This is a genomic window from Streptomyces sp. NPDC052396 (genome assembly GCF_044593195.1).
In the GTDB taxonomy this organism is placed as follows: domain Bacteria; phylum Actinomycetota; class Actinomycetes; order Streptomycetales; family Streptomycetaceae; genus Streptomyces.
This window is the reverse complement of the sequence record NZ_JBIUAW010000004.1, coordinates 341,470-366,478: the sequence shown is the minus strand read 5'-3', so window position 1 is coordinate 366,478 and position 25,009 is coordinate 341,470. Positions and strand designations below refer to the sequence as shown.

Annotated in this window: 23 protein-coding genes, 1 tRNA gene and 2 pseudogenes; 12 read left to right on the top strand and 14 right to left on the bottom strand. The window is 68.6% G+C overall.

Annotated elements, in window-relative coordinates; genetic code table 11:
• Nucleotides 1-82: 82 nt before the first annotated feature.
• Both ACIHFE_RS13045 and ACIHFE_RS13040 read right to left on the bottom strand, forming a co-directional pair.
• Nucleotides 83-862, bottom strand: coding sequence for an ABC transporter ATP-binding protein (locus ACIHFE_RS13045; protein WP_400105912.1), 780 nt, complete (start codon nt 860-862; stop codon nt 83-85).
• Nucleotides 855-1,748, bottom strand: coding sequence for an ABC transporter permease (locus ACIHFE_RS13040; protein ID WP_400105911.1), 894 nt, complete (start codon nt 1,746-1,748; stop codon nt 855-857). Before ACIHFE_RS13040 ends, ACIHFE_RS13045 begins: the two co-directional genes overlap by 8 nt.
• 122 nt (nt 1,749-1,870) lie before the next feature.
• Here ACIHFE_RS13040 and ACIHFE_RS13035 point away from each other — a divergent pair, with 122 nt between their 5' ends.
• On the top strand, nt 1,871-2,506 hold the full coding sequence (locus ACIHFE_RS13035) for a TetR/AcrR family transcriptional regulator (RefSeq protein WP_400106073.1): 636 nt from the start codon (nt 1,871-1,873) through the stop codon (nt 2,504-2,506).
• A gap of 141 nt (nt 2,507-2,647) precedes the next feature.
• Here ACIHFE_RS13035 and ACIHFE_RS13030 read toward each other — a convergent pair.
• The 7 genes from ACIHFE_RS13030 to galU all read right to left on the bottom strand — a co-directional run bounded on the left by ACIHFE_RS13030 (nt 2,648) and on the right by galU (nt 7,798).
• A tRNA-Ala gene (locus ACIHFE_RS13030) sits at nt 2,648-2,721 on the bottom strand.
• An 86-nt stretch (nt 2,722-2,807) separates the two neighbouring features.
• Nucleotides 2,808-3,809 carry a hypothetical protein gene (locus tag ACIHFE_RS13025; RefSeq protein WP_400105910.1) on the bottom strand — a complete coding sequence of 334 codons (1,002 nt, stop codon included), beginning with the start codon at nt 3,807-3,809 and terminating at the stop codon, nt 2,808-2,810.
• Nucleotides 3,810-3,938: 129 nt separating this feature from the next.
• Nucleotides 3,939-4,559 carry a GNAT family N-acetyltransferase gene (locus ACIHFE_RS13020; RefSeq protein WP_400105909.1) on the bottom strand — a complete coding sequence of 207 codons (621 nt, stop codon included), beginning with the start codon at nt 4,557-4,559 and terminating at the stop codon, nt 3,939-3,941.
• The gene (locus ACIHFE_RS13015) at nt 4,556-5,050 is read right to left on the bottom strand and encodes a molybdenum cofactor biosynthesis protein B (protein ID WP_400105908.1); all 495 of its coding nucleotides are present in this window, start codon (nt 5,048-5,050) and stop codon (nt 4,556-4,558) included. Before ACIHFE_RS13015 ends, ACIHFE_RS13020 begins: the two co-directional genes overlap by 4 nt.
• Complete coding sequence (gene moaC / locus ACIHFE_RS13010; RefSeq protein ID WP_400105907.1) at nt 5,047-5,538, bottom strand: cyclic pyranopterin monophosphate synthase MoaC; 492 nt, start codon at nt 5,536-5,538, stop codon at nt 5,047-5,049. Before moaC ends, ACIHFE_RS13015 begins: the two co-directional genes overlap by 4 nt.
• A 60-nt stretch (nt 5,539-5,598) precedes the next feature.
• Nucleotides 5,599-6,891 (bottom strand): gephyrin-like molybdotransferase Glp, encoded by a 1,293-nt coding sequence (gene glp / locus ACIHFE_RS13005; RefSeq protein WP_400105906.1) that lies wholly within the window; start codon nt 6,889-6,891, stop codon nt 5,599-5,601.
• Between the two features lie 4 nt (nt 6,892-6,895).
• Nucleotides 6,896-7,798, bottom strand: coding sequence for a UTP--glucose-1-phosphate uridylyltransferase GalU (galU, locus tag ACIHFE_RS13000; protein WP_400105905.1), 903 nt, complete (start codon nt 7,796-7,798; stop codon nt 6,896-6,898).
• 101 nt (nt 7,799-7,899) lie between these two features.
• Here galU and ACIHFE_RS12995 point away from each other — a divergent pair, with 101 nt between their 5' ends.
• Entirely contained in the window at nt 7,900-8,493 is a 594-nt protein-coding gene (locus tag ACIHFE_RS12995; RefSeq protein ID WP_400105904.1) for a 5-formyltetrahydrofolate cyclo-ligase, read from the top strand.
• Here the strand turns inward: ACIHFE_RS12995 and ACIHFE_RS12990 are convergent.
• Nucleotides 8,483-11,248: a penicillin acylase family protein gene (locus ACIHFE_RS12990; protein WP_400105903.1), complete on the bottom strand. Its 2,766-nt coding sequence runs from the start codon at nt 11,246-11,248 to the stop codon at nt 8,483-8,485. The genes ACIHFE_RS12995 and ACIHFE_RS12990 overlap by 11 nt on opposite strands.
• Before the next feature lie 196 nt (nt 11,249-11,444).
• On the opposite strand from ACIHFE_RS12990, the gene ACIHFE_RS12985 reads away from it, so the two are divergent.
• The 6 genes from ACIHFE_RS12985 (at nt 11,445) to mscL (ending at nt 16,828) form a co-directional block, all read left to right on the top strand.
• Nucleotides 11,445-12,962: a potassium/proton antiporter gene (locus ACIHFE_RS12985; RefSeq protein ID WP_400106072.1), complete on the top strand. Its 1,518-nt coding sequence runs from the start codon at nt 11,445-11,447 to the stop codon at nt 12,960-12,962.
• Nucleotides 12,963-13,208: 246 nt separating this feature from the next.
• Nucleotides 13,209-14,492, top strand: coding sequence for an MFS transporter (locus ACIHFE_RS12980; RefSeq protein WP_400105902.1), 1,284 nt, complete (start codon nt 13,209-13,211; stop codon nt 14,490-14,492).
• Between the two features lie 66 nt (nt 14,493-14,558).
• Entirely contained in the window at nt 14,559-14,867 is a 309-nt protein-coding gene (locus ACIHFE_RS12975; RefSeq protein WP_400105901.1) for an FmdB family zinc ribbon protein, read from the top strand.
• 117 nt (nt 14,868-14,984) lie between these two features.
• The gene (locus ACIHFE_RS12970; RefSeq protein ID WP_400105900.1) at nt 14,985-15,830 is read left to right on the top strand and encodes an S-methyl-5'-thioadenosine phosphorylase; all 846 of its coding nucleotides are present in this window, start codon (nt 14,985-14,987) and stop codon (nt 15,828-15,830) included.
• A 155-nt stretch (nt 15,831-15,985) separates the two neighbouring features.
• Entirely contained in the window at nt 15,986-16,237 is a 252-nt protein-coding gene (locus tag ACIHFE_RS12965; protein ID WP_400105899.1) for a hypothetical protein, read from the top strand.
• Nucleotides 16,238-16,339: 102 nt separating this feature from the next.
• Entirely contained in the window at nt 16,340-16,828 is a 489-nt protein-coding gene (gene mscL, locus ACIHFE_RS12960; RefSeq protein ID WP_400105898.1) for a large conductance mechanosensitive channel protein MscL, read from the top strand.
• A gap of 36 nt (nt 16,829-16,864) precedes the next feature.
• Here mscL and ACIHFE_RS12955 read toward each other — a convergent pair whose 3' ends face one another.
• Nucleotides 16,865-17,044 carry a hypothetical protein gene (locus tag ACIHFE_RS12955; RefSeq protein WP_400105897.1) on the bottom strand — a complete coding sequence of 60 codons (180 nt, stop codon included), beginning with the start codon at nt 17,042-17,044 and terminating at the stop codon, nt 16,865-16,867.
• A gap of 57 nt (nt 17,045-17,101) precedes the next feature.
• Here ACIHFE_RS12955 and ACIHFE_RS12950 point away from each other — a divergent pair.
• The 3 genes and pseudogenes from ACIHFE_RS12950 to ACIHFE_RS12940 form a co-directional block, all read left to right on the top strand.
• A pseudogene (locus ACIHFE_RS12950) lies at nt 17,102-17,338 on the top strand (low temperature requirement protein A); the annotation flags it as partial.
• A gap of 1,200 nt (nt 17,339-18,538) precedes the next feature.
• Nucleotides 18,539-19,468, top strand: coding sequence for a Scr1 family TA system antitoxin-like transcriptional regulator (locus tag ACIHFE_RS12945; RefSeq protein WP_400105896.1), 930 nt, complete (start codon nt 18,539-18,541; stop codon nt 19,466-19,468).
• Nucleotides 19,377-19,565 (top strand): DUF397 domain-containing protein, encoded by a 189-nt coding sequence (locus ACIHFE_RS12940; protein WP_400106071.1) that lies wholly within the window; start codon nt 19,377-19,379, stop codon nt 19,563-19,565. The genes ACIHFE_RS12945 and ACIHFE_RS12940 overlap by 92 nt, the downstream gene beginning before the upstream one ends.
• Before the next feature lie 276 nt (nt 19,566-19,841).
• On the opposite strand, the gene ACIHFE_RS12935 is transcribed toward ACIHFE_RS12940, so the two are convergent.
• The 3 genes from ACIHFE_RS12935 to ACIHFE_RS12925 form a co-directional block, all read right to left on the bottom strand.
• The gene (locus ACIHFE_RS12935) at nt 19,842-20,684 is read right to left on the bottom strand and encodes a recombinase family protein (protein WP_400105895.1); all 843 of its coding nucleotides are present in this window, start codon (nt 20,682-20,684) and stop codon (nt 19,842-19,844) included.
• A 1,247-nt stretch (nt 20,685-21,931) separates the two neighbouring features.
• Entirely contained in the window at nt 21,932-22,120 is a 189-nt protein-coding gene (locus ACIHFE_RS12930; RefSeq protein ID WP_400105894.1) for a hypothetical protein, read from the bottom strand.
• A 109-nt stretch (nt 22,121-22,229) separates the two neighbouring features.
• Nucleotides 22,230-23,900 carry a recombinase family protein gene (locus tag ACIHFE_RS12925; protein WP_400105893.1) on the bottom strand — a complete coding sequence of 557 codons (1,671 nt, stop codon included), beginning with the start codon at nt 23,898-23,900 and terminating at the stop codon, nt 22,230-22,232.
• A gap of 107 nt (nt 23,901-24,007) precedes the next feature.
• Between ACIHFE_RS12925 and ACIHFE_RS12920 the strand changes: the two are divergent.
• Nucleotides 24,008-25,006, top strand: a pseudogene (locus tag ACIHFE_RS12920) (low temperature requirement protein A); the annotation flags it as partial.
• Between the last annotated feature and the right edge of the window lie 3 nt (nt 25,007-25,009).

The following is a 25,009-nucleotide window of genomic DNA, read 5'->3' as shown; positions in this document are numbered from 1 at the left end:
GTCGCACTGGTGCCGTGCGACCGGCCCGGCCGCACGACACTCAAGCTAGGAGCTCAACCAAAGTTGAGGTCAACCCTGTTGATCAGCGGGCGGTTTCCTTCTCGTACGCCGCGACCACTTCCTCGGTGGGCCCGTCCATCATCAGCTCACCACGCTCCAGCCACAGCACCCGGGTGCAGGTGTCCCGGATCGAGCGGTTGTTGTGACTGACCAGGAACACCGTCCCGGCCTGCTCCCGCAGTTGCCGCACCCGCTCCTCGGACCGCTTCTGGAACGCCCGGTCACCGGTGGCCAGCGCCTCATCGATCATCAGAACGTCATGATCCTTGGCCGCCGCGATGGAAAACCGCAGCCGGGCCGCCATACCCGAGGAATACGTCCGCATCGGCAGGGTGATGAAGTCGCCCTTCTCATTGATCCCGGAGAAATCCACGATCTCCTGGTAACGCGAACGGATCTGCTCCCGGGACATCCCCATCGCCAGACCGCCCAGCACCACATTCTTCTCACCGGTCAGGTCGTTCATCATCGCCGCGTTCACCCCCAGCAGCGAGGGCTGGCCATCGGTGTAGACCTTGCCGCGCTCGGTCGGCAGCAGCCCCGCGATCGCCTTCAACAGCGTCGACTTTCCCGAGCCATTGGAACCGATCAGACCGATCGCCTCACCCCGGTACGCGGTGAAACTCACCCCCTTCACCGCATGCACCTCACGCACCCCCGCACCCGGCTTACGGCGCACCATGCGGTTCAGGGCGGCGGTGGCACTGCCCCGGCCGGTGCTGCCACCGTGCACCCGGTAGACGATGTGCACATCGTCCGCGATCACGGTCGGAATACGCTCGTTCTGCTTCTGCTCAGCCACGGCCGTACTGCTCCTCAGCCTTCCAGAAGTAAAGGAAACCGCCCACGCCCAGCGCGACCGCCCAGCCGATCGCCAGCGGCCACACATGCTGGGGCAGCGGAGCGCCCTTTATATGGCCCATCAGGGAGAAACGCATCAGGTCGATATAGACGGCCGCCGGATTGGAACTGATCAGGTCGACCACCCAGGGCGAGGCATGCATCCGCTTGAGGTTGTTGATCAGCGGATACATCACGCCGGACATATACATCCAGGTGCGCAGGACAAAAGGCAACAGCTGCGCCAGGTCCGGCGTCTTGCTGCCCAGCCGCGCCAGCACCAAGGCCAGCCCGGTGTTGAAGAAGAACTGGCAGACCAGCACCGGAATCACCAGCAGCCAGGACAGCCTCGGCATATGGCCGCAGCCCACCATGATGGCCAGCAGCACCACCATTGAATACAGCAGCTGCTGAAGCTGCTGCAGGGCAAAGGAGACCGGCAGCGCGGCGCGCGGGAAATGCAGCGCCCGCACCAGACCCAGATTCCCGGAAATCGCCCGGACACCGGCCATCGCCGAACTCTGGGTGAAGGTAAAGACAAAGACGCCGGTCACCAGGAACGGAATGAACGCCTTGGGAGTGCCGTCTCCCACATGGCGCTTGCTGTCCAGCAGCAGACCGAAGATGAGGTAGTACACCGCCGCGTTCAGCAGCGGGGTCGCCACCTGCCAGACCTGGCCCAGCTTGGCCTGGCTGTACTGAGCGGTCAGCTTGGCCCGGGAGAAGGCCAGGATGAAGTGCCGCCGGGCCCACAGCTGCCGGGCGTACTCCCGCAGCGAAGGCCGGGCGCCGCTCACCGACAGGCCGTACTTCCCGGCCAGCTCGGCGGCGGGCGTCTCTACGGTCACCTGCGCACTCTCAGCTCTCGATCGACACGACGGAACGGGACCGTTCCGCGAGGCGACACGCTAGAGCACCACACGATGGAACGCAACCGTTCCGTCGTCGCGGTAGGCTCGGGCGCATGGAAATGGAGCGCATGGAAAAGGAGCCGGTGAAGCCTCGTCGCACCCCCGCGGGCGCCGCGGTGCTTCGCCCCGAGGTCACCGACGCCATCCGCGCGGCCGTCTTCGAGGAACTCGCCACCGTCGGCTACGGCCGGCTGTCGATAGAGCGGGTCGCCCGGCGGGCGGGCGTCGGCAAGGCCGCCATCTACCGCCGCTGGCCCTCCAAGCTGCCCATCGTCCTGGACCTGGTGTCCGCCCTGGCCGAGCAGGGCATGCCCGCCCCCGACACCGGCGCCCTGCGCGGCGACATCAAGGCCCTGCTCCAGGCGATCGCCCGGATCATGCGGCACCCGGTGGCCCACCAGATCATCCCCGACCTGCTGGCCGAGGCCGCCCGCAACGACGACATCGCCCAGGCCCTGCGCACGGCCCTGCGCGACTCACAGCAGGCCATGGCCGAAGCGGTGGTCCGCAAGGCCGTCGACCGCGGCGAGATCCCCGCGGACGCCGATGTCACCCTGGCCGTCGACCTGGCCAGCGGCCCGCTCTACTGGCGCCTGGTGATGGGCCGCGCCGCCCTGCCGCCGGGTTACCTGGACACCCTGACCACCGCCATCTGCGCGGCCCTGGGCGCCACCACCCCGACCGGGGCGCGCTAGCCGGACGACGCCGCCTGTCGCACCGTCAGCGACGACCGGCGACCGGACCCTCGCCCCGGACCCTGACGGCCGCTCAACTCGGCGCCCCGCCATATACGAAGATCCCGCCCGATCTCAATGATCGGACGGGATCGTTGCTTGTGGACCTGAGGGGATTTGAACCCCTGACCCCCTCGATGCGAACGAGGTGCGCTACCGGACTGCGCCACAGGCCCTTGCAACGAGTGAAACTCTAGCACCCCCACAGGGGTGGTTGGAAATCGCTCTCCTGCCACCCCATCGCTGGTCAGCGCGGCGAGCGTCACTCATTGGCCGCACGCGGGCGGCTGCCGTCCTCGGCGTACTGGTCGAACAGCGGGGTGCGGCCGCGCTCCCGGGGCCGGCGGCGGGGGCGGCCGCCACGGCGCTCCTCGGCGGGCTGGCGGCGGTCCGCTGCGGGCTCGGCGGTGCTGGAGCGGGCCGAGCTCCAGGTGTCGGAGGCGCCGAGGTCGACGCCATCGGTGGCCCGGGGCGCCACCGGCGCCGTGACATAGGTCGGCAGCGGCACCGGCACCGGCTCCCAGCCGTCGCCCGCGCCCCGGTCGCGCTGCTGGTCCACCCACTCCGCGTGGTCGGTCTGCTCGACCAGGGCCCGGCGGTCGGCGCTGCGCGGCGAGGGCTCGGGGGACGGGGTGGGGTGCACGGCGGTGTCAGCGGCGATGGCCGCGTCCACCGCCTGCGAAGGGCGGGGCCGGCCCTCCCGCAGCCGCTGGGCGGCCAGTTCGGCCCGGCGCTGGTCCATCACAAAGGCGAACCGCCGCCGCTCATGGACCCGCAGGTAGCAGATATAGGCGCTCAGCAGCGCCGCCGGACCGGCCGGAGCCCACAGGAACGCCAGGCCGCCCACGCCCGCGACCACCGCGCCCAGGGTGAAGGCCAGGAACAGCACCACCGTGGTGCGCCGGCGCCGCGCGAGGACCTTGGAACGCCGGGCCCGCTCGGCCGGCGTCGGAGGGTGCCCGGGGGCATGTGCGCCGGACGGCCGGGCGGCGACCGGCTCGGCCACCGTCTCCGGCTCGGCCGGGCGTGGCTCCGGCTCGGCGGACTCCTCGGGGACGGGCACATCGGCCCGGGTACGCCCCTCGAGCTCCTTGGCGTACCGACGCTCCATGCCCGCCCGTCCGGACAACAACCGGATGGCGGTGCTGAAGCGTTCCGTCGGACGGGCTTCGTTGAGCTCGTCCTGCCTACGGAGCCACATCGGCACCAAGTAGGCGGCCCAGGCTCCGACGATGACTGCGTAGATCAGGCCGCTGCTGCTCACAGGCACACGGTAGAGGGGGGCGCGCAAGAGATTCCGCCAATTGGCGCGGTGTGTCGCACGAACCGGCTGATATCTCGAACTTTTTTTGTGATTTGTGGGATCGGAAGCGACTGAATTCGAACGCTTATTTTATTTCTCGGACCGGTGCCGCTGAGCGCGGTGCCAACGGGAGAGCAGTGCCTCGGTCATCTCCTCCGCCGTCAGCACGTACACCAGGTGGTCCCGCCAGGCGCCGTCGATGTGCAGATAACGGGGGCGCAGACCCTCCTCGCGGAAGCCGAGTTTCTCCACCACGCGCCGGCTGGGCAGGTTCTCCGGGCGAATGCAGACCTCCACCCGGTGCAGGCCCAGAGTGCCGAAGCAGTGGTCGACCGCCAGCGCCACCGCGGTGGGCATCACCCCGCGGCCGGCCACCGCCTCGTCCACCCAGTAGCCGATATGGGCCGAGCACATCGAACCCCAGGTGATCCCGGCCACGGTGAGCTGGCCGGCCAGCCGGCCCTGGTACTCGATCACAAAGGGCAGCATCCGGCCCGCGTGGGCCTCGGCGCGCAGATGCCGGACCATCTGCCGGTAGCTGGGCCGCCGGGCGGGCACCGCGCCGGGCGGCGGGGGCGGCACGGTGGCCTCCCAAGGGCGCAGCCAGTCGCGGTTGCGCCGGTTGACCTCCCGCCAGGCCCGCTGGTCGCGCTGGCGGATGGGGCGCAGCACGACATCGCCGTCCGCCAGCCCGACCGGCCACAGGCTCATGCGGTGGTCCGGGCGTCCGGTCTGGGGTGGTCACCGCCGTGCAGCTGCTCCACCGCGTGCACCAGCAGGCGCTCCAGCACGGCCAGGCCGTCGCGGACGCCGCCGGTGGAGCCGGGCAGGTTGACGATCAGGGTGCGTCCGGCGACTCCGGCCAGGCCCCGGGAGAGCGCGGCGGTGGGCACCTTGGCCAGGCCCTCGGCCCGGATGGCCTCGGCGATGCCGGGCACCTGGTAGTCCAGCACCCTGGCGGTGGCCTCCGGGGTGCGGTCGGTGGGCGTCAGGCCGGTGCCGCCGGTGGTCACCACCGCGTCATAGCGGGCCGCCACCGCCTCCCGCAGCGCCTCCTCCACGGGGTCACCGTCCGGGACGACGCGCGGGCCGTCCACCGTGAAGCCCAGCGCGGCCAGCCCCTCGGCCAGCAGCGGGCCGCCGCGGTCCGGGTAGACGCCGGCGGCGGCCCGGTTGGAGGCGGTGACCACCAGCGCCCTCATGTCCGGCTCCAGGGGCCGGACTTGCCGCCGGTCTTCTCCTCGACCCGGATGTCGGTGACCACCGCGGCCTTGTCCACCGCCTTGACCATGTCCACCACCGTCAGGGCGGCGACCGAGACCGCGGTCAGGGCCTCCATCTCCACTCCGGTACGGCCGGTGGTCTTCACGGTGGCCGTGATCTCCACCGCGTCATCGGCCACCGAGAGGTCCACGGTGACGCCGGAGACATCCAGGGGGTGGCAGAGCGGAATGAGGTCGGGGGTGCGCTTGGCGCCCATGATGCCCGCGATACGGGCGGTGGCCAGGGCGTCGCCCTTGGGGATGCCGCCGCCGCGCAGCAGCTCCACCACCCGGGGTGCCACCAGCACCCGTCCGCTCGCCCGGGCGGTTCGGGCGGTGACGTCCTTCTCCGAGACGTCCACCATGCGCGCCGCGCCCGCGTCATCGAGATGGGTGAGGCGGGCGGGCCGGTCCTGGGCGCTGCTCATCGTTCTCCCGGTCCAGTGCGGTCAGCAGTGGGCAGAACGGTACCCCGGCGGGGCGGGCGCTCAGCCGAGCAGGATCACCTCGACCTCCGCCCCGGCGGGGACGGAGGTGCTGTCCTCCGGGACCACGATCAGGGCGTTGGCCTCCGCCAGCGCCTTGACCAGGTGCGATCCCGAGCCGCCCACGGTGCTGACGGTGCCGTCGGCGTACCGGCCGCGCAGATACTGGCGGCGGCCCCTGGGCGAGGACTCCACCGCCTCGGCGCACTTCGCGCGCATGGTGCGCCGGTCGCGGGGCTCCAGGCCCATCAGGGCCCGTACCGCGGGACGGACGAAGAGTTCGAAGGAGACATAGGCGCTGACCGGGTTGCCGGGCAGGGCGAACAGCGGGATGCGGTCCGGGCCGATCCGGCCGAAGCCCTGGGGCTTGCCGGGCTGCATGGCCAGCCGCCGGAAGTCCACCCGGCCCTCCTCCTCGGTGAGCCCGGAGAGCGCCTCCTTGACCACGTCATAGGCGCCGACGCTCACCCCGCCGCTGGTGACCACCAGGTCGGCGCGGATCAGCTGGTCCTCCAGGGTGGCGCGCAGCGACTCGGGGTCGTCATGCACCGTGCCGGCCCGGTAGGCCAGGGCCCCGGCGTCCACGGCGCAGGCGGCCAGGACAAAGCTGTTGGAGTCATGGATCCGGCCGGCGGTCAGCTCCTCGCCGGGCGGGACCAGCTCACTGCCGGTGGAGAGCACCACCACCCGGGGCCGGGGCCGTACCGGCACGGTGGCCCGGCCGATCGCCGCCAGCAGCCCCAGCTGGGGCGGCCCCAGCACGGTGCCGGCGGCCAGCGCCAGCTCCCCGGCGCCCACATCGCTGCCCTTGGCGCGCACATGCGCCCGGGCCTCGGCCGGGCGGAACACCCGGACCTCGGTCGCGCCGGGGGCGGGCATGGCCTCCGCCGGCCCCCCGCCCAGGCCGCCGTCCGTCCACTCCACCGGAACCACGGCCTCCGCACCGGGCGGCAGCGGGGCACCGGTCATGATGCGGGCGGCCTCACCGGGGCCCAGGGCCAACGGCCCCTCGCCACCCGCCGCGATGTCGCCCACCACGGTGAGCACCGCCGGGAACTCCTCGGACGCCTCCCGGACATCGGCGGTGCGCACCGCGTAGCCGTCCATCGAGCTGTTGTCGAAGGGCGGCAGCGGGGCCGGCACGGTGACGTCCTCGACCAGCACACACCCCTGGGCGTCCAGCAGTTGCAGCTCGATCGGCTCCAGCGGGCGGATCTTCCGCAGGATGTCGTCGAGATGCTCGTCCACCGACCACAACGCGGGCCGCTCGGTGGCATCTTGGGCGGTGCTGCTCAAAGCGCTACATCTCCTCGGTGACGTAACTGCGAAGCCAGGCACGGAAGTCCGGACCCAGATCCTCACGTTCGCATGCCAGTCTGACAATGGCACGCAGATAGTCACCGCGATCCCCGGTGTCATAGCGGCGGCCTTTGAAGACCAGGCCGTGCACCGGACCGCCCAGGCCGGGTTCGGCGGCCAGCGCCTGCAGCGCGTCGGTCAGCTGGATCTCGCCGCCGCGGCCCGGCGGGGTCTCGCGCAGCACCGCGAAGACCGCGGGGTCCAGCACATAGCGGCCGATCACCGCGTAGTTGCTGGGCGCCTCGGCCGGGTCGGGCTTCTCCACCAGGCCGGTGACCTCCACCACATCCTCGGTGTCGGTGGGCTTGATGGCCGCGCAGCCGTAGAGGTGGACCTGGGAGGGGTCGATCTCCATCAGCGCGATCACACTGCCGCCGCGCCTGCGCTGGATGTCGACCATGCGGGAGAGCAGGTCGTCGCGGGCGTCGATCAGGTCGTCGCCCAGCAGCACCGCGAAGGGCTCATTGCCCACATGCGGCGCGGCGCACAGGATGGCGTGGCCCAGGCCGCGGGGGTCGCCCTGGCGCACATAGTGGATGGTGCCCAGGTTGCTGGACTCCTGGACCCGGGAGAGGCGGGACTCATCGCCCTTGCGCCGCAGGGCCTCTTCCAGCTCGTAGTTGCGGTCGAAGTGGTCTTCGAGGGGGCGCTTGTTGCGGCCGGTGATCATGAGGACGTCAGAGAGACCCGCGTTGACCGCCTCTTCCACCACGTACTGGATGGCCGGCTTGTCGACCACCGGCAGCATCTCCTTGGGAGTGGCCTTGGTGGCGGGGAGGAAACGGGTACCAAGCCCGGCGGCGGGGATGACAGCCTTGCTGATCCGAGGGCGCGCTTGAGTCATGGGTCGAACACTATCCGTTGCATAAGGGCGACGATACGGCTCCACCGAGTATGGACCCCGAAAATGAGTTTGTACGAACAATGCTCGATGGGGAGGGTCTGATGACCGGCGCCAAGGCAGATCTACGGCGCTCACTGCTGGCCGCGCGGGCCGCGCTGAGCGCCGAGGAGCGGGCGGCCGCGGAGCGGGAGCTGGCCCGGCACGCACTGGAGCTGCCGGAGCTGGCCGGGGCGGCCACCGTGGCCGGCTATGTCTCGGTGGGGAGCGAGCCGGGCACCCGCGCCCTGCTGGAAGCGCTGCGCACCCGGGGCGTACGCGTCCTGCTGCCCGTACTGATGCCGGACAACGATCTGGACTGGGCCCGCTACCGGGGCCCGGACCATCTACTCCGGGCCGGCCGCGGTCTGCTGGAGCCGGACGGCGAGCGGCTGGGGCCGCGGGCGGTGACCGAGGCGGACGCGGTGCTGCTGCCGGGCCTGGCGGTGGACGGCCGGGGCCTGCGGCTGGGGCGCGGCGGCGGCTCCTACGACCGGGTGCTGGCCCGGCTGGCGAGGGCCGGGGTGGACCCCGCGCTGATCGTCCTCCTCTATGCGAACGAGGTGGTCGCGCGGGTCCCGGAGGAACCGCACGACCACCCCGTGCACTCGGTGATCACACCCGGCGGCCCGCGCCGGTTCGGGCCCGCTAGGGCCTGAGGGTCAGAGTGTCGTCCCCGGCCTTGTCGACCGCGGCCTGACTGAACGCCCAGGGCAGCAGCTCACCCTTGGCCCACTTGTCCGTCTGGTCGTAGTAGTGGGCGTTGTAGGCGTGCCCGGAGGCACCGGTGAGGTTTATCCACCGGGACTTGTCCAGGTCGGCCAGGTTGACCACCATCCGCATCGACGGCACCCAGACCACGCCGTAGCCGCCCGCGGCGTTCCAGCCGGCCGCGTTGACGGCTGCCTCGCCGCCCGCCAGGTTCCACGGGCCGCGGTTGAGCATCCAGCGCACGATGGCGGGACCGCTGGTGCCCAGCGTCTGGTTCCGCAGGGTCAGCTGGTGCAGCCGGCCCCAGCTCCAGGAGTTGACGTCCTTGCCCAGCTTGGCGGTCAGCTCCCAGCGGGCATCCTGCATGGCCTTGTTGAGCAGCTGGTCGCGGTTGTGGGCGCCGGGCACGGCCCGGGTGTCGGGGGTCTTCCACCACGGGCTGTCCGGCTTGTCGAGGATGTTGCGCACCACCTCGGACCAGCGGTCGCCGCCGTCTGGCTGCGCCGAGTCAGGGTCGCGCTCGCCGCACTCGTTGACCAGCCGGGCGTTGCCGTTGAGGTCCTCCTGCGGCCCGGAGTCATTGGCCGGGCGGACCCGCAGGCACTGGCCCTTGACCCGCAGCTCCTTGGGCAGCTTGTTGCCGAAGGCCAGCTTGAGGACATTGCGCCAGACCGCGTTGAAGTACGCGGCCGCGGCCGAGTCGGCGTCCTGGTTGTAGTCCCAGTCCTTCAGCAGCTTCTGGGCGTCGCGGACGTACTGGGTCTCGCGGTCGTTGGCGGCCTTGACCTTGACCTTGAGCAGGTAGGGCGTCAGCAGCTTGCCGATCTCGCTGCTGTTGTCCATCTGCATCTTCTGCATGTCGTCGGTCGAGATCTTCCCGCCGTCCTTGATCTTCGACTGGATCAGGTCGTTTATCCGCTGGCTGCGGGTTCCGTAGCCCCAGTCGCTGGTGAGCTTGAAGGGGTAGTCCTTGCCCACCACCGCCTGGTTGGCGGTGACGATGTAGCCGCGCGCGGGGTTGTAGTCCCAGGGCAGTGCGGACTGCGGCAGGTAGCCGCCGGCCCAGCGGGTGCCGGGGTCCCAGCCGGCCGCCGGCAGGCTGCCGTCGCTGTCCTTGCCGCGCACCGGGATCCTGCCGGGCGCCTGGTAGCCGATGTTGCCCTTGGTATCGGCGTAGATCAGGTTCTGCGAGGGCACGTCGAACTCGCCCGCGGCCTTGCGGAACTGCTGGAAGTCGGCGGCCTGGTCCAGGGCGAAGACCGCGTCCATGGTGCGGCCCGGCTCCAGGGCGGTCCAGCGCAGCGAGACCGCGTAGCCCTCGGCCCGGTCCGGCGCCTGGTCCTTCACCGGGGCGTCCTGGCCGACCTTGCCCAGTTCGTCATTGCGGTCCGAGACGATCGGCCCGTTGTTGGTGGACCGGATGGTGAACTCGCGGCTGGCACCGCCGGCGACCTTGACGGTCTCCTTGCGGGTGGTCAGCGGCACCTGCTTGCCGTCATAGAGATAGGTGTCCGAAGTGACCTTCTCCAGATAGAGATCGGACACATCCGCACCCAGATTGGTCATGCCCCAGGCGATGTCCGCGTTGTGGCCGATCACCACGCCCGGCATGCCGGAGAAGGTGTAACCCGCCACGTCATACGGGCAGGAGGCGCTGACCTTGGTGCAGTGCAGCCCCATCTGGTACCAGAGCGAGGGCATCTGCGGTGCCAGGTGCGGGTCATTGGCCAGCAGCGGCTTGCCGGTGGTGGTGTACTTCCCGGACACCACCCAGGAGTTGGAGCCGATGCCATTGCCGTTGGGGCCCAGCCCCGTGGGGACGCCGTCCAGCTTCTTGGACAGCTCCGACAGCCCGCTGCGCAGCCCGTTGGCGGCGTTGGAGCCGCCGACGGTGCCGGTGCCCGGAGTGTGCGTGGTCTGGGTGGGCGTGCCCTTGGGGTCGAACGACTTGGTCAGCGGGTCATAGGAACCGCCGTCCACGATCGGCTTGTTGCGCTCGTAGGGGTACGGCGGATACAGCTCGTCGATCTGCTTGGCGCTCAGCCGGGTGGCCGCCAGCGAACGGTCGATCTCGTCGCGCATATTGGAACGCAGGTCCCAGGCCATGGCCTTGAGCCAGGCGACCGAGTCGACCGGGGTCCACTGCTCCGGCTTGTAGTCGTTCTTGAACTCCAGCGCCGCGTACTCCACCGACAGCGACTTGCCCTGGTGGTCCTTCAGATAGGCGTTGACGCCGTCCGAATAGGCCTGCAGGTACTTCTTGGTGGTGGCGGAGAGCTTGGTGTCGTACTCCTGCTGTGCCACCCGGCGCCAGCCCATGGTGCGGATGAACGCGTCGGTCTCCACCTGGCTGTCACCGAACATCTCGGAGAGCCGGCCGGCCGTCAGATGCCGGCGGACGTCCATCTCCCAGAACCGGTCCTGCGCCTGGACGAAGCCCTGGGCCTTGAACAGGTCCTCGGCGTTGTCCGCATAGACCTGCGGAATGCCGTTGCCGTCCCGGACCACCTTGACCTGGCCGCTCAGTCCCTTGAGCTGGAGGGTGCCGGTGGTCTGCGGGAAGGAAGCACGGACGGTACTGACGCTCCAGTACGCGCCGAATCCGACGCCCCCCACGAGCAGCAGCACAAGCATGATCACGAGCAGGCGGGCGCGTCGCCCCTTCTTTTTCTTGCCGGAAGGGCCGGTCTTGTTGGCGGGCATCGCTGTCCTTCGCGGGGCAGGGTGGTCCTGGAGTGCTGGAAGCAACCATAGGCGCAGGGCGGTCGGCGGCCGGACGCGGAGTGGCCGCAGCGCCCCGGGGCCGGACAGCGTCTGCCCCGAACTGCGTTAAGAACCCGTAAAATATTAGATGAGGAAATCAAGTTCTGATCCACACAGCTAGTGATGGGAGCGGCCCCTGACTGTCCACCATCTCAACGAACTCCTGCTCGTCTGCTCGCTGGTGCTGCTGGTCGCGGTCGCCGCGGTGCGCATCTCCTCCCGCAGTGGGCTGCCCAGCCTGCTGATCTATCTCGGCATAGGCGTGGCGATAGGCCAGGACGGCATCGGCGTCCACTTCAATGACGTGGGCCTGACGCAGGTCATCGGTTATGCGGCCCTGGTGGTGATCCTGGCCGAGGGCGGCCTGGGCACCAAGTGGCACGAGATCAGACCGGCCCTGCCCGCCGCCGCCGTCCTCTCCACCCTCGGCGTGGCCGTCAGCGTGGGCGTGACCGCCGCCGCCGCGCACTATCTGGCCGGCATCGACTGGCGCCAGTCACTGATCATCGGCGCGGTGGTCTCCTCCACCGACGCGGCCGCCGTCTTCTCCGTCCTGCGCAATGTTCCGCTGCCGTCCCGTCTCACCGGCATGCTGGAGGCCGAGTCCGGCTTCAATGACGCCCCCGTGGTGATCCTGGTGGTGGCCTTCTCGGCCACCGGCCCGGTCGACCACTGGTATCTGCTGCTGGGCAAGATCGCCCTGGAACTGGTCATCGGCGCGGCCGTGGGCGTGACCGTCGGCCTGCTGGGCGCCTATGCCCTGCGCCATGTGGCACTGCCCGCCTCCGGTCTCTACCCGATCGCCGTGATGGCCATCGCCACCGTCGCCTACGCCGGCGGTGCGCTGGCCCATGGCTCCGGCTTCCTGGCCGTCTATCTGGCGGCGCTGATACTGGGCAACGCCAAGCTGCCGCACTGGCCGGCCACCCGCGGCTTCGCCGAGGGACTCGGCTGGATCGCCCAGATCGGCATGTTCGTCCTGCTCGGCCTGCTGGTCACCCCGCATGAGCTGGGCGCTGACTTCCTGCCCGCGCTGATCGTGGGTCTGGTGCTGACCGTGGTGGCCCGGCCGGTGTCGGTCTTCCTGAGCACCGTCCCGTTCCGCACCTCCTGGCAGGAGAAGACGCTGCTGTCCTGGGCCGGGCTGCGCGGCGCGGTGCCCATTGTGCTGGCGACGATCCCCATGGTGGCCGCCGTCCCGGACAGCCGCCGGATCTTCAACATCGTCTTTGTGCTGGTGATCGTCTACACCCTGGTCCAGGGCCCGACCCTGCCCTGGCTGGCCCGGCGCCTGCGCCTGGGCGAGACCGAGCCCGAGGACCTGGGCATCGAATCGGCGCCGCTGGAACGGCTGCGCGGCCATCTGCTGTCGGTGGCCATCCCCGGCGGCTCCCGGATGCATGGCGTGGAGGTCTCCGAGCTGCGGCTGCCCGCCGGATCGGCGGTCACCCTGGTGGTGCGCGAGGAGGCCAGCTTTGTCCCGCTGCCCAGCACGGTGCTGCGGCGCGGCGACGAACTGCTGGTGGTGGCCACCGACCCGGTGCGTGACGCGGCCGAGAAGCGGCTGCGGGCGGTCGCCGAGGGCGGCAAGCTCGCGGGCTGGCTGGGGACTACTGCTACGGGTGGTGCGCCAGGTATGGTAGGGAAGAAGTAGGTCTTTTGTTCGCATTGCCGGGCTTCCCCGCCCGGCACTGCGAACGGACCGCTTTTTCTTGACCCCATATCCGAACCAACTCTGCCTGATGCAGGGCTGGCGCGACCGCACGGCGGCCGCGGTCGCGTAACACAAGGCGGCCGGGATCGGTATCTACCACGGTCCTGCGCGAGAGGACAGCTCTCGGCGCACTCCGTGGCGACCCCTCGTCCGGGATGCGCTACCAGGCGGCGGAAAGGCCCGGCCGTGGCGTCCACGGTCAATGACCCCTCCGCCGGGGCACGCTCCGGATACGGACAGCTGCTGCGCACCCGCGGCGCCTGGACGTTCCTGCTCCCCGGCTTCCTGGCCCGGCAGCCATTCGCGATGCTGACCATCGGCATCCTGCTGCTGGTCCAGCACACCTCCGGCTCGTACACCACCGCGGGCGCCGTCTCGGCGACCGCGGGCGTGGCCATGGCACTGTTCGCCCCGCAGGGCGGCAAGCTGGCGGACCGCTTCGGGCAGGGCGCGGTGCTGGCCCCCGGCGTGATCATCCACGCCGCGGCCATCTCGCTGCTGATCACCCTGGCACTGTCGGACGCCCCGCTGTGGGCACTGTTCACGGCCGCCGTGCCGGCCGGTGCCTCCACCCCGCAGATCGGCCCCATGGTGCGGGCCCGCTGGGCGGCCAAGCTGGACGGCTCCCCACTGATGGCCACCTCGGCGGCCTTTGAGTCGGTGACCGACGAGTTCACCTTTGTGATCGGTCCGGTGCTGGCCACCGCGCTGTGCACCGGCATCCACCCGGCGGCCGGCCTGGCCGCCGAGGCGGTGCTCACCGTGGTCGGCGGACTGCTCTTCGCCGCCCAGCGCGCCACCCAGCCGCCGGCCCACCGGACCGCCGCCGGCCAGCGGGAGAAGGGCGGCTCGGCGCTGTCCGTGCCCGGAGTGCGGGTACTGATCTTCGTCTTCCTGGGCATCGGCTCGGTCTTCGGCGGCATGCAGGTCTCGCTGGCCGCCGTCACCGAGGCCGCCGGGCAGCCGGGCCTCAATGGCCTGCTGTACGGGATCTTCGCGGCCGGAAACATGACGGCCGGCATCATCTGCGGCGCCATCGCCTGGCGCAGCACCCCGCAGCGCCGGCTGCTGGCCGCCTACCCGCTGCTGGTGCTGACCACCAGCCCGCTGTGGGCGGCACACGCGCTGCCGCTGCTGGGCGGGCTCGGCCTGCTGGTCGGCCTGTCCATCGCCCCCGCGCTGATCACCGGCTTCACCCTGGTGGAGAAGCTGGTCCCGGCGGGCATCCGCACCGAGGCGTTCACCTGGCTGACCGGCGCGGTCGGCCTGGGCCAGGCGGTCGGTGCGGCCATGGGCGGCCGGCTGATCGACGGACACGGCCCGCACAGCGGCTTCCTGGTGCCGCTGATCGGCACCTCGCTGGCGCTGCTGATCCTGGTGACGCTCCGCAAGGCCCTGGTACCGCGAGGTTCCGGGTCGCGGATCGCCGCGAGTGGGGTCGGTCACCGCGACCCCGTCTCAGTGGACTGACGGACCGGAATACTGCACTATGGAGCGTCGTTAGCACTCATCGAGTGAGAGTGCCAGGAGGAGCAAGTGCCGACTTACCAGTACCAGTGCACCGAATGCGGCGAGGGCCTCGAGGCGGTGCAGAAGTTCACCGATGACGCCTTGACCGTGTGCCCGAGCTGTGACGGACGCCTGAAGAAGGTTTTCTCGGCGGTCGGCATTGTCTTCAAGGGCTCCGGCTTCTACCGCAACGACAGCCGCGGCTCGTCGTCCAGCAGCACGCCGGCTTCGAAGTCGTCGTCCTCGTCGTCTTCCACCTCGACGTCGTCGTCCTCGTCGTCCTCGACTTCGACTTCGGCTTCGTCGTCCTCCAGCAGCACCTCGACGGCCGCCTGACGACCCCCCTCTCACCCGTACCACGCAACGGAGTCCACCGCCTGCCCGCAGGCCGGCGGGCTCCGTTTCGTCGTTCCGGCCCGGGCCCGGTCGTTCCGGCCCGGCTAGGGTGACCGCATGGTCGACACGAGCATGGCCGACGCACTCGGCACACAGGCTGAGATAGGGGTCATCGGCGGATCGGGGTTCTACTCCTTCCTCGACGACGTGACCGAGATCACCGTACGAACGCCCTATGGCGACCCGAGCGACTCGCTGTTCCTCGGCGAACTGGCCGGGCGCAAGGTCGCCTTCCTGCCCCGCCATGGGCGCAAGCACCACCTTCCGCCGCATCGCATCAACTACCGGGCCAATCTCTGGGCGCTGCGCTCCCTGGGCGTCCGCCAGGTGCTGGGGCCTTGCGCGGTGGGCGGCCTGCGGCCGGAGTACGGACCGGGGACGCTCCTGGTGCCGGACCAGCTGGTGGACCGCACCAAGTCCCGGACCCAGACCTACTTCGACGGCGAGGCCATCGGTGAGACCGGCCGGATCCCCGAGGTGGTGCACCTGGCCTTCGCCGACCCCTACTGCCCCTCCGGACGCGCGGTGGCGCTGGCGGCGGCGCGCGGGCGGGACTGGGAGCCGGTGGACGGCGGGACCATGGTGGTGATCGAGGGCCCACGCTTCTCCACCCGCGCCGAGTCCCGCTGGCACGCCGCCCAGGGCTGGTCGGTGGTCGGCATGACCGGGCACCCCGAGGCCGTGCTGGCCCGTGAACTGGGGCTCTGCTACACCTCGTTGGCACTGGTCACGGACCTGGACGCGGGCGCCGAGACCGGCGAGGGCGTCACCCACGAGGAAGTGCTCAAGGTCTTCGCGGAGAATGTCTCCCGGCTGCGCGAGGTGCTCTTCGACGCGGTGGGCGCGCTGCCGGCCGGCGAGGAACGGGACTGCCTCTGCGTCCCCTCGCACACCCTCCCCTGACTCCCAATAACCCTCATGGGTGAGCGAGTTGTTCACAACCCGCCCACCCTCCACAGGCCCCAGCGGGATCCATCGGAAGCGGGCATGGTGAGGAGCGTTCTTGATGAGCGCTCCTCCAACTCTCCTGCTTCTCCTGCCGACAGGTGGTGGTTCCCATGTCCCCTTTCCCCTCCTCGCTGGTATCGCCGGTACCAGCACTCCCGCCACGGCCCGCCTGGTCCTCGCCGCCACCCTCCGCGGGCTCCGCTCCTCCGCCCTATGTGCCGCCGCCCACGCGTACGGTGCCGCGGTTCGCGCCGGTGCGCGTCGGCGGACGCCGGCACAACGGCGCGCTGGGATGGTTCCTGGCGGCGGCGGGAACGCTCTCGCTGTACAGCTCACTGTTGATCTCCGACCGTCTCGGCTGATCGGGGCGGCGGATTGGACAGAGCGCCCGGACCCTGACGTACGGTGTGGAATCCATCATTCCAGGACAGATGCGTCAGGCGAGCGCAGAGAGAGGCCGTTCGGTGAGCGAGAAGACAACAGGAATCCTTGGCGGTTTCAAGGCATTCCTGATGCGGGGCAATGTGATCGACCTCGCGGTCGCCGTGGTCATCGGTGCGGCGTTCACCAACATCGTGAACTCTGTGGTGAAGGGCGTGATCAACCCGATCGTCGGCGCCTTCGGCACCAAGGACCTGGACCGCTACGCCTCCTGCCTCAAGGGCCCCTGCACCAGGAACGCGGCGGGCGAGGTGACCAAGGGCGTCTTCATCCAGTGGGGCTCGGTGCTCAGCGCCTCGCTCACCTTCCTGATCACGGCGGCGGTGGTCTACTTCCTGATGCTGCTGCCCATGAAGCGCTGGCAGGACCGCCAGGCGGCCCGCTCCTCAGCCGAGGAGAAGCCGGCCGAGCCCACCGAGATCGAGCTCCTCGCCCAGATCCGCGACGCCCTCACCGAGCAGCGCCGCGGCCCGTCGGGCAACACGGACTCCTCGGTCCCGGCACCGAGGTAGCCGAGGTCACGGCAGCGGGCCGCGGCCCGCACAGAGCTACAGGTGATGCGGCGGCTTCTGCTCGAGGAACCAGGACAGGTCATCCCGGCTCGCGGCCGGAGCCCGCTCGCCCCAGCCCTCGTCCCGGTCATCGGACGACTGCCGGTCCAGCGGATCCTCGAAGATCAACGCGGCGGCGGGGTCCCGGCGCGGCGCCGGTTCGGGGGCGGTACTCATACCCCCAGCGTACGGCCCCACCGAGCGCCACCCCCGCGCCCCGGCGACAATCACCGCATGAGCGACCATTCCCCCACCGAGCGCTCATACGGCGTCGTCCGCCGCATGACCGCCCGCGGCCGGGACGAGGTGCACCGCACCGCCACCCCGCTGGAGCTCTTCTTCGATCTCTGTTTTGTGGTGGCCGTGGCCCAGTCGGGCCGCCAGCTGGTGCACGCGCTGGCCGAAGGCCGGCCGGGCCATGGCATCCCGGGCTATCTGATGGCCTTCTTCGCCGTGTGGTGGGCGTGGCTTAAGGGAGCAACAGGTACAGGCAGACGCTACCGCAAGTCCCCAGCCAGCAAGAAGCCCCTCCCGGCTGTCCCGGGAAGGGCCCTTGATCTGTTGGCGCGTGGTCAGCGGCGTTCCCCCCGTGGCTTGCGCGGTTCCTCGCGCCTGCTGCCCGCCCTATCCATGCCGTTGCACGCATCGCATGCGTGAACCAGCTCCGTGCCGTTCTGTAGCTTCTCTTTGATGTAGCCCACTCCGAAGCACTTGCTGCACATCCCGATCGCTCCTAGCTGTGCTCTATGCGCCCGGTCCCGCCACAGTCATCGCACTGGTGCTGTAGCCCGTCGCGGGTAACGTACCCGCTCCCGTTGCAGGTCGTGCACGGTGTCGAACCCATGGCGTTTCCCTTCTGTCTACCCCCTGATGGGTTCCCGCCCGGCCATCGACGGCCACGAGGACAACCGGGCGGGCGTTGATGCCTGCCCCTCCGCTGCAAGGGTGGGGAAGCCCTCGTGGAGGTGGTCAGCGAAGGGGCAGGGGTTCATTCGCCGCTGCTCGGTGTCGGCGGGGAGTGGTCACGCATCCAGTGCGCCTTGGCGGTTCGGCCGAACTCCTCAGCCTTCGCCGTGTCGCCCCGGAGGGCAGCAGCCATCTTGGACGCCGTCAGCATGGTGCAGGACTCACAACTCAGCCTCGCGTAACCGGAGTTGGCGCCCATCGGTTGATCCTCGGAGGGCGTCAAGAGTGCGCCTCCCGCAGGTGCCGACCCATGAGCACGATGCAATCACTTGCCTTGCTCCGGTCGCCCCGCTCAGCGGCAGCCGCACGCTCAGCCTTGATCCGGGCGCACTCCGTGCAGCGCTGCGTCTCAGTGGGCACCCGGCCCCCCGGACAGGGCAGCGGACGACCGGTCCGGCTCGTGGCGATCCCTGCACCGGGGGCAGATGCAGGGCGGGAAGAGGCTCCGCACAGCCGGTTCCTTGCCGTGCTGTATGTATGTAGTCGGTCCCCACGTGCGCCCACTGTCCAGGGACACCCGCATCGTCATTTTCGCGGCCAATCGGTCGCCGTCACGCTGTCTAGGCATTGCGTTCGAACCTCCGTGTGTCCCGACCATCCCAGCCGGGCAACTCCCCTGCGGGGCCACCAGAGTTGCGTGGGGCGAGGCTGCTGAACAGTGCTTTGATGTTTCCAAACACCTGTGGAAAACCTGGGGGTTGCAACATGGACGAGGGGGCACAGGACGGCCCGGCGTTCTACGGAAGCGAGGTTCTGTACGCTCGGGAGCACGCGGGCGCGAAGCAGCATGAGCTAGCCGACGCGACGGGGTACAAGGTGCCCTATGTGTCCAAGGTCGAGAACGGGCACACCTTGGGGTCTGAGCTGTTCGCGGAGGGTTGCGACCGGTTCTTTGAAACCTCCGGGTACTTCCTTCGGCTGCACCGCCGGATCAGCGAAGCGGGTCATCCTGAGTGGTTCGTGCCGTACGTCAAGCTTGAGCGCCAAGCGGCCGTGATCGAGAATTATTCGAACGCGTTCATCGTGGGCATGTTGCAGACTTCCGCTTACGCGGAAGCCGTCTACCGGGCAGCCCACCCCCGCGAGGACACGAAGAAGATCAAGCAACTTGTGGAATCCCGGCTCGCCCGGCACAGCGTGATAGAGCGGGACGACCCTCCGCGCCTGTGGGTGATCCTCCATGAGTCCACGCTACGTATGATCGTCGGCAGCCGGGAGACGATGGGGGGACAACTTGAGTACCTGCTGGGGGAGATCGAACGCCCCAACGTCACGGTTCAGGTGCTTCCCAACGACGTCACCCCAGCGTCGCACTTGACGTTCGTACTGCTGACACCGAGGGACGACAACGAACCAACCGTCCTGTACGAGGAGATCAGGCACCATGCGCGGGTCGATGCCTCAGTGTCTGCCGTCAAGGAAGCCCAGGACGTCTACAACAGGTTGCGCGCTGACGCTCTGTCCCCCGGACAGTCAGAGGCATTGATTCGCAGCATCCTCAAGGAGATCACTGATGAGCACCAACCCGGACCTCTCCCGCGCGATATGGGTCAAGTCCAGTCACAGCGGCGGAACGGGCGGGGAATGCGTCGAGTGGGCCCCCACGTTCGCCTCTGGCATCGTCCCCGTCCGTGACAGCAAGGCGCCCAGAGGGCCCGTGCTGGCCTTCCCGGCGTCCTCCTGGTCAACGTTCGTGAGCGGCGTCCAGAGCGGCGAACTTCCGGCCGCCTGACTCCGGCGCCATCCCGGACCCGCTGGCCCCGTACAGGGCAACCTGGCCCCGGCAAGGGCCGTCCGCCACGATCGGTAGATGGCTCTGTCGGCACGGGCCGGATCGGTGCCCTTTTTTGGCTAGACCCCCGGGGTGCCAAATTCGCGGAAACGCGCGAGGCCATGGGGGCCGGGTCCGCGAGACGATCTTTCTCAGAGATTTGCTCGCCCCCCGTACCCCATACATGCAAGCGGCCGTCCCCCACAGCGGGCAGACGGCCCCTCAAATCGCGCAGAATTACTCCGTGTCGGCCAGTGCCCGGTACAGCGTCGCCCGAGACACCCCAAGAGCCTTGGCAATGGCCGTGACACTCTCCCCCTTGGCCCTGCGCGCCTTTGCAGCAGCCAGCTTGTCAGCGTCCATGACGGTTGGCCGTCCGCCATGGTTGCCCTTGCGAGCGGCAGTCTCCAGCCCCTCTAGCGTCTTCTCCCGTATCCCCTCCCGCTCCACCTCAGCGCTGACAGCGAGCACGGCGAACACGATCGCCCCAGCACCGTTCGGGTCGTAAACGCCCTGAAGCGGGCCGGAGAGGAGTTCCAGTTGGATGCCGTCCGCCTGAAGCGTGGCCGACAGGGACATGAGTTCAGCGGCGCTGCGGGCAAGGCGCTTCATCTCGGCCACAGTCAGGATGACCGGCTGGCCAGGCGCAGCCGCCCTGATCTCGCGAGCCAGCGTCAGAGCCTTCTCCAGTTCCGGGCGCTCCTTGACCCGCGTGCTGATCTTCTCCGAGAAGACGCGCGTGCAGTCGGCACCGGCCAGCGCGTCCAACTGGCTCTGGAGTTCCTGCCCGACCATGGAACAGCGCGCGTAGCCAATCCGGATCGCTGCGCCCGGCGCCACCTCGGCCGTTTCCGGCACCGCCGCACCAGCCACCCACGGCTTCCCGGGGCGACGGTCGGCCGGAGTCTTCACAGTCAGTTCCGCCTTGAGTGCGGGCACCAGGGCGAAGCGGCCCGTGTGGTAGTTCGCGGCAACCTTGCCCGTTGACGTACGGCAGGGGCTACCGGCGGGCGCCTCACACTTCGGGCAGTCGTGGCGCTCTGTCAGGTCGGCGTGGGTGGCGGTGTTCTTCGTCGTCATGATCGAAGCGTCTCATAAACGTGTCTCGAAATATAGTCTCCGGCTCGATCTTTTGAGACGAGTTATGAGACATCGAGGCTAGGGCATAACGGACACCTTTTGGCGAAGGCTGAGGCGTCTCAATAACCATCGTTTAAGAGATGGCCGGATCCGGTCACGCTCGGCAACCGTCAGCGGTCAAGCGCTCGAGATTCGAGCTGTGCGCCCTGTTCGCCTCTGTGGGCGTCCAAGGGCCTTCCCTGGTGTACGTGTTGGCGGAAGCCCTCAGCGGACCGCAGGGCGCTTCTCAGCGCGATAGTGGGCCGTCTTGCAGCGAGGGGAGCAGAAACGGCGTGGACGCCCTACTCCGTCCCACCCGGTCGGGGCCTCGCAGCCCTCACGCGCGCATATAGCGTCCCATCGCGCGTCCTCATCGCCGAGCTTCTTTTCGGCTAGCTCGTTCTGCATGGCGGCGCAGGACTCGTCAGCGTCACTCTGGTAGTCGCAGTACGTTTGCTTGCCCCGCAGCGGGCGGAAGGCGGCGCCGCAGAGTCGACAGATCTTCTCGACTGGCCTCGGGCCGTTGCGCCGAACGGCACGCATCTTGCAGCGCGCGGAGCAGTAGCGGGTTTGACGGCCGGTTAGCCATTCGTTGCATTCCTCGCACGCTGGCGAGTCGGCGAAACCGAGCATGGGATGTGTCTCCTATCAAGATGAGGCGTTACAGGTTCCCGGTTTCCCTATAGGTTTCTTATAGGAAGCCTGGTTCTAGTAACAACAGTTTTAGATTGAGAACAGCAACAGAGAGTTAGTGGTCCGCCCCAACCCTCTTCGCTGCATCAGCCGGTCCGGCGAGACCGGTAGGCCCGCGTCTTGCATGCACTTCCGCAGTACGTGCGAGGGCGCCCCGTAGCGGGCTGAGCAATGGCCTCTCCGCAGGAAGAGCAAGCCCCATCGGCCCCTAGGGCGGTTTCAGCGCGCAGGGCATTGTCGATGGCATCCAGCATCCTCGCCAGTTCTTCCGTCTCGCCGTAGAGGGCCGCTTCCAGTGCGGTCTGGGCGTCCCGGAGCAGCGCCAGTAGCTCACTCTTTGTCACCGAGTTTCGTTCCTTTCGCATGCAACAGGGTTGTTGCTAAACGGAGTTTCGTAGACATTGAGATGCGCCTAACGGGCTTTCGGCAACACCGCATGTCTACGAATGTGACTAAACGAGGGCAGGAAAAAGCCACCCGGTACCAAACCAGGTGGCTTTTTGTTCCTGTGGACCTCAGTCCAGCGAGAGACCAGCCTTACGCAATGCCTGACGCTTGGCATGGACGCCCAGGAGCGCGAGCCGGTCAGCCTGTAGCCGGGCGTCGTTCCCCATGTTCGACTGGAACGCCCGGACCAGTCGGCCACGGTGGGAATCCTCACCGGCCCACGACATGACGAGCTTCAGCATTTCTTCCGCTGGCATGGTGTTCCCTCTCTCCTGGTGGGGACCTGCCTCGAGGGTGTACTAGCCGGTCGGTTACCCGAGGGGCCTAGAGGGGCTGAAAGGCTGCCAGAGGGGCTCTCAGGGGCGCCTATGCAGTGCGCTTACCCCATGCCCCCCATGCAGCCTCAATCGCAGGGTTGTCGCTGGCGTCCCGCCATTCCGGCTCTAGCCGGTCAAGGATCGGGGTCCTGTCACCCTTCCCTTTGGCTGGCAGCAGAGCGACGCGCTTCAACGCTGCTTGAAGTAGCGCGCGTTGTCCCTCGACTCCGGCGACGTTCCACAAGTCAGCCAGCGCTTCCGGGTCCATCAGCGGGGACAGATCTGCCTCTTGGGACAGCTCCGACAGCTCAGCCTTGAGACCGGTGATCTGTGCTGTAAGTTCAGCACGCAGAATTTCGTACTGCGCTTCAGCCATGCCGCCACCGATGAAGAACTCTTTCTGAAGCCTGAGTTCTCGGGATGCCGCATTCTCCAGCGCTGCCGACACTGCACGCTTCCGCGACTCCTTTTCAGGGTCCTGGTACGTCAGCCAGCGTCGGGCAATGACCTGAATCGTGGGAGAGTCCGGCGAGAGGCCCAGAATGTGATTGATCCACAGAACGGCAATCGCCTCGTCAGCACGCTCGCGCATGGTGGCAACTCCCTTACATACCGACGGGCCCTGATTAATGCGGGCAAGGCACCGGTAGTTCCGTCCACCATTCCCCATGGGTCCCTTGCAGTGCGGGCAGCGCAGTACACCTGTGAGGATCGTTGCTGCCTTGCGCTTTCCGCGTGTCCGGTCGCCAATCGCTGTACCGGGGCGAGACCGAGCGGCGAACTTGGACAGGATTAGTTCCCGCTCGGCGAAGGTGACAACACCGTTTCCTGCCTTGACGGGGTGGCCGTCCGGGCCCATGAGCGGGTTGCCGCCTCTGTGCCACTTGTCCAGCGGATTGCCGAACTCATCTGTTGCCCGGTCACGGTCCGGAATGAGTCCCGCCCAACTCGGAGACTGCACAAGGTGGATGATGGTCTGTGCGCGCCAGTACTTGCCCTTACGGGTCTTGATTTGCTCGCTGTTCAGCACTTCTGCTATCGCTGCGGGTGTGTCGCCGTTCAGCAGTGCCTCAGCAATCCGGCGGGCGGTCGGATACTCCGCCGGGTCGTGTTCCAGCTTCCCCGTTCCCTTGGGGCAGCGCAGGCCGTAGGGTACTACTCCGCCGGGCCAGCGTCCTTCTGCCTTGTGCGCGTCCCCGCCTGCCTTTGTGCGAAGCGCGATATCTGCCGCTTCTTCCCTGGCACGCTCGCTCAGGAAGGCGATAGCAAACCGTGCGCCACGCTGGGAACTGTCCAGTCCCTCTGTCACACTGAACATTCGGGCTGAGCGCTTGTCGAATTCGTCCAGCAGAAGACCTACGGCGCCCATTCCCCGTCGGCTGAGGCGGTCCAGCTTCCAGACATAAAGTGTCTTGCTGAGTCCGTCGAGAACTGCGGAGGTGGCTTGCTCGAACTCTTCGCGCCGAACGTGCGCCTTGCTCGCACTGCGCTGCTCAAACCAGACCCGCCGAATGGCCACACCGGCATTGGTAGCCGTACGGCACACGTCTCGGACATGAGCCCGCAGGGTGGCCAAGTCATCTCGCTTCTTGCTTCGCCTGATGTACGCCTCTGCCAGGTTGCCAGGGTCGCCGGTCGCTGGCTCACACAGCCCGAGTGCCCTCAGTTCGTCATCCTTGAAGCCCAGCGCCCGCAGGGTGGCCAGGTCGTCTCTCTCCATCGGTGTTCCGTCCGCCGTAGGGGGTCCGCCCCGAGGAACTGGCGAGTGGGTTACCGATTCGGCACGTTCCCGCAGGTCAGGGCGGTGTGGCTCCCTTGGCTCACGGGTGGGCCTGGATGAACTTCACCTGGTTCTCCTCCGCCTACGACACCGACGACGTCCTGTACCGGGTGATGACCCTGGTGCAGATCGCGGGCGTGCTGGTGCTCGCCGCCGGCATCCCGCGCGCCTTCGACACCGGCGACTTCCGCGCCGTGTGGTTCGGCTATCTGGTGATGCGGCTGGCCATGGTGGGGCAGTGGCTGCGGGCCGCCCACTCGGCCACCGGCGCGGAGCGCCGTACCGACCTGCGCTACGCCCAGGGCGTGAGCCTATGCCAAGTGGGCTGGCTGGGGCTGCTGTTGCTGCCCAACCATGCCAAGCCCTGGCTGTTCCTGGGGATGGCGATCCTGGAGCTCACCGTCCCGGTGTTCGCGGAGCGCGGGTACCAGACCGGCTGGCACCCGCACCATATCGCCGAGCGGTACGGCCTGTTCCTGATCATCGTGCTGGGCGAGACCGTCTCCGCGGCGACCGTCGCCGTGCAGACCGGGGTGGACCAACACGGGGACCTGCGCACCCTGTTGCCCATAGTGGCCGGCGGCCTGCTGCTGATCTTCGCGGCGTACTGGATCTACTTCGCCGTGCCCATTCACCTCCATCTGGCTTCCAGCTCCCGGGAGTTCCTCTGGGGCTACGGCCACTACCCGGTCTTCGCCTCGGCCGCCGTGATCGGCGCGGGGATCGAGGTGGCGGTGGAGGAGGCGACCGGCAGGGCACACCTCACCCGGTTCGCCGCCTCGGCGGCGGTCACCGTCCCGGCCGCGCTCTTTATGTTCACCGTGTGGCTGATCCACTCGCGCCACCAGAAGCGCGGCCTGGCCCAGCAGTTGGTGCTGCCGGTCTCCGCCGTGCTGGTGCTGGCCTGTACCTTCGGCGGCCACTGGTCGGTGCTGCTGGCCGGGCTGGTGGCCACGGCCACCGTCACCACCGGAGTCACCCTGACCACCCGGGCCGCCAGAGCCGACGCCGCACCGACCGGCCAACAAGCGGACACGGAAGCGTGATTG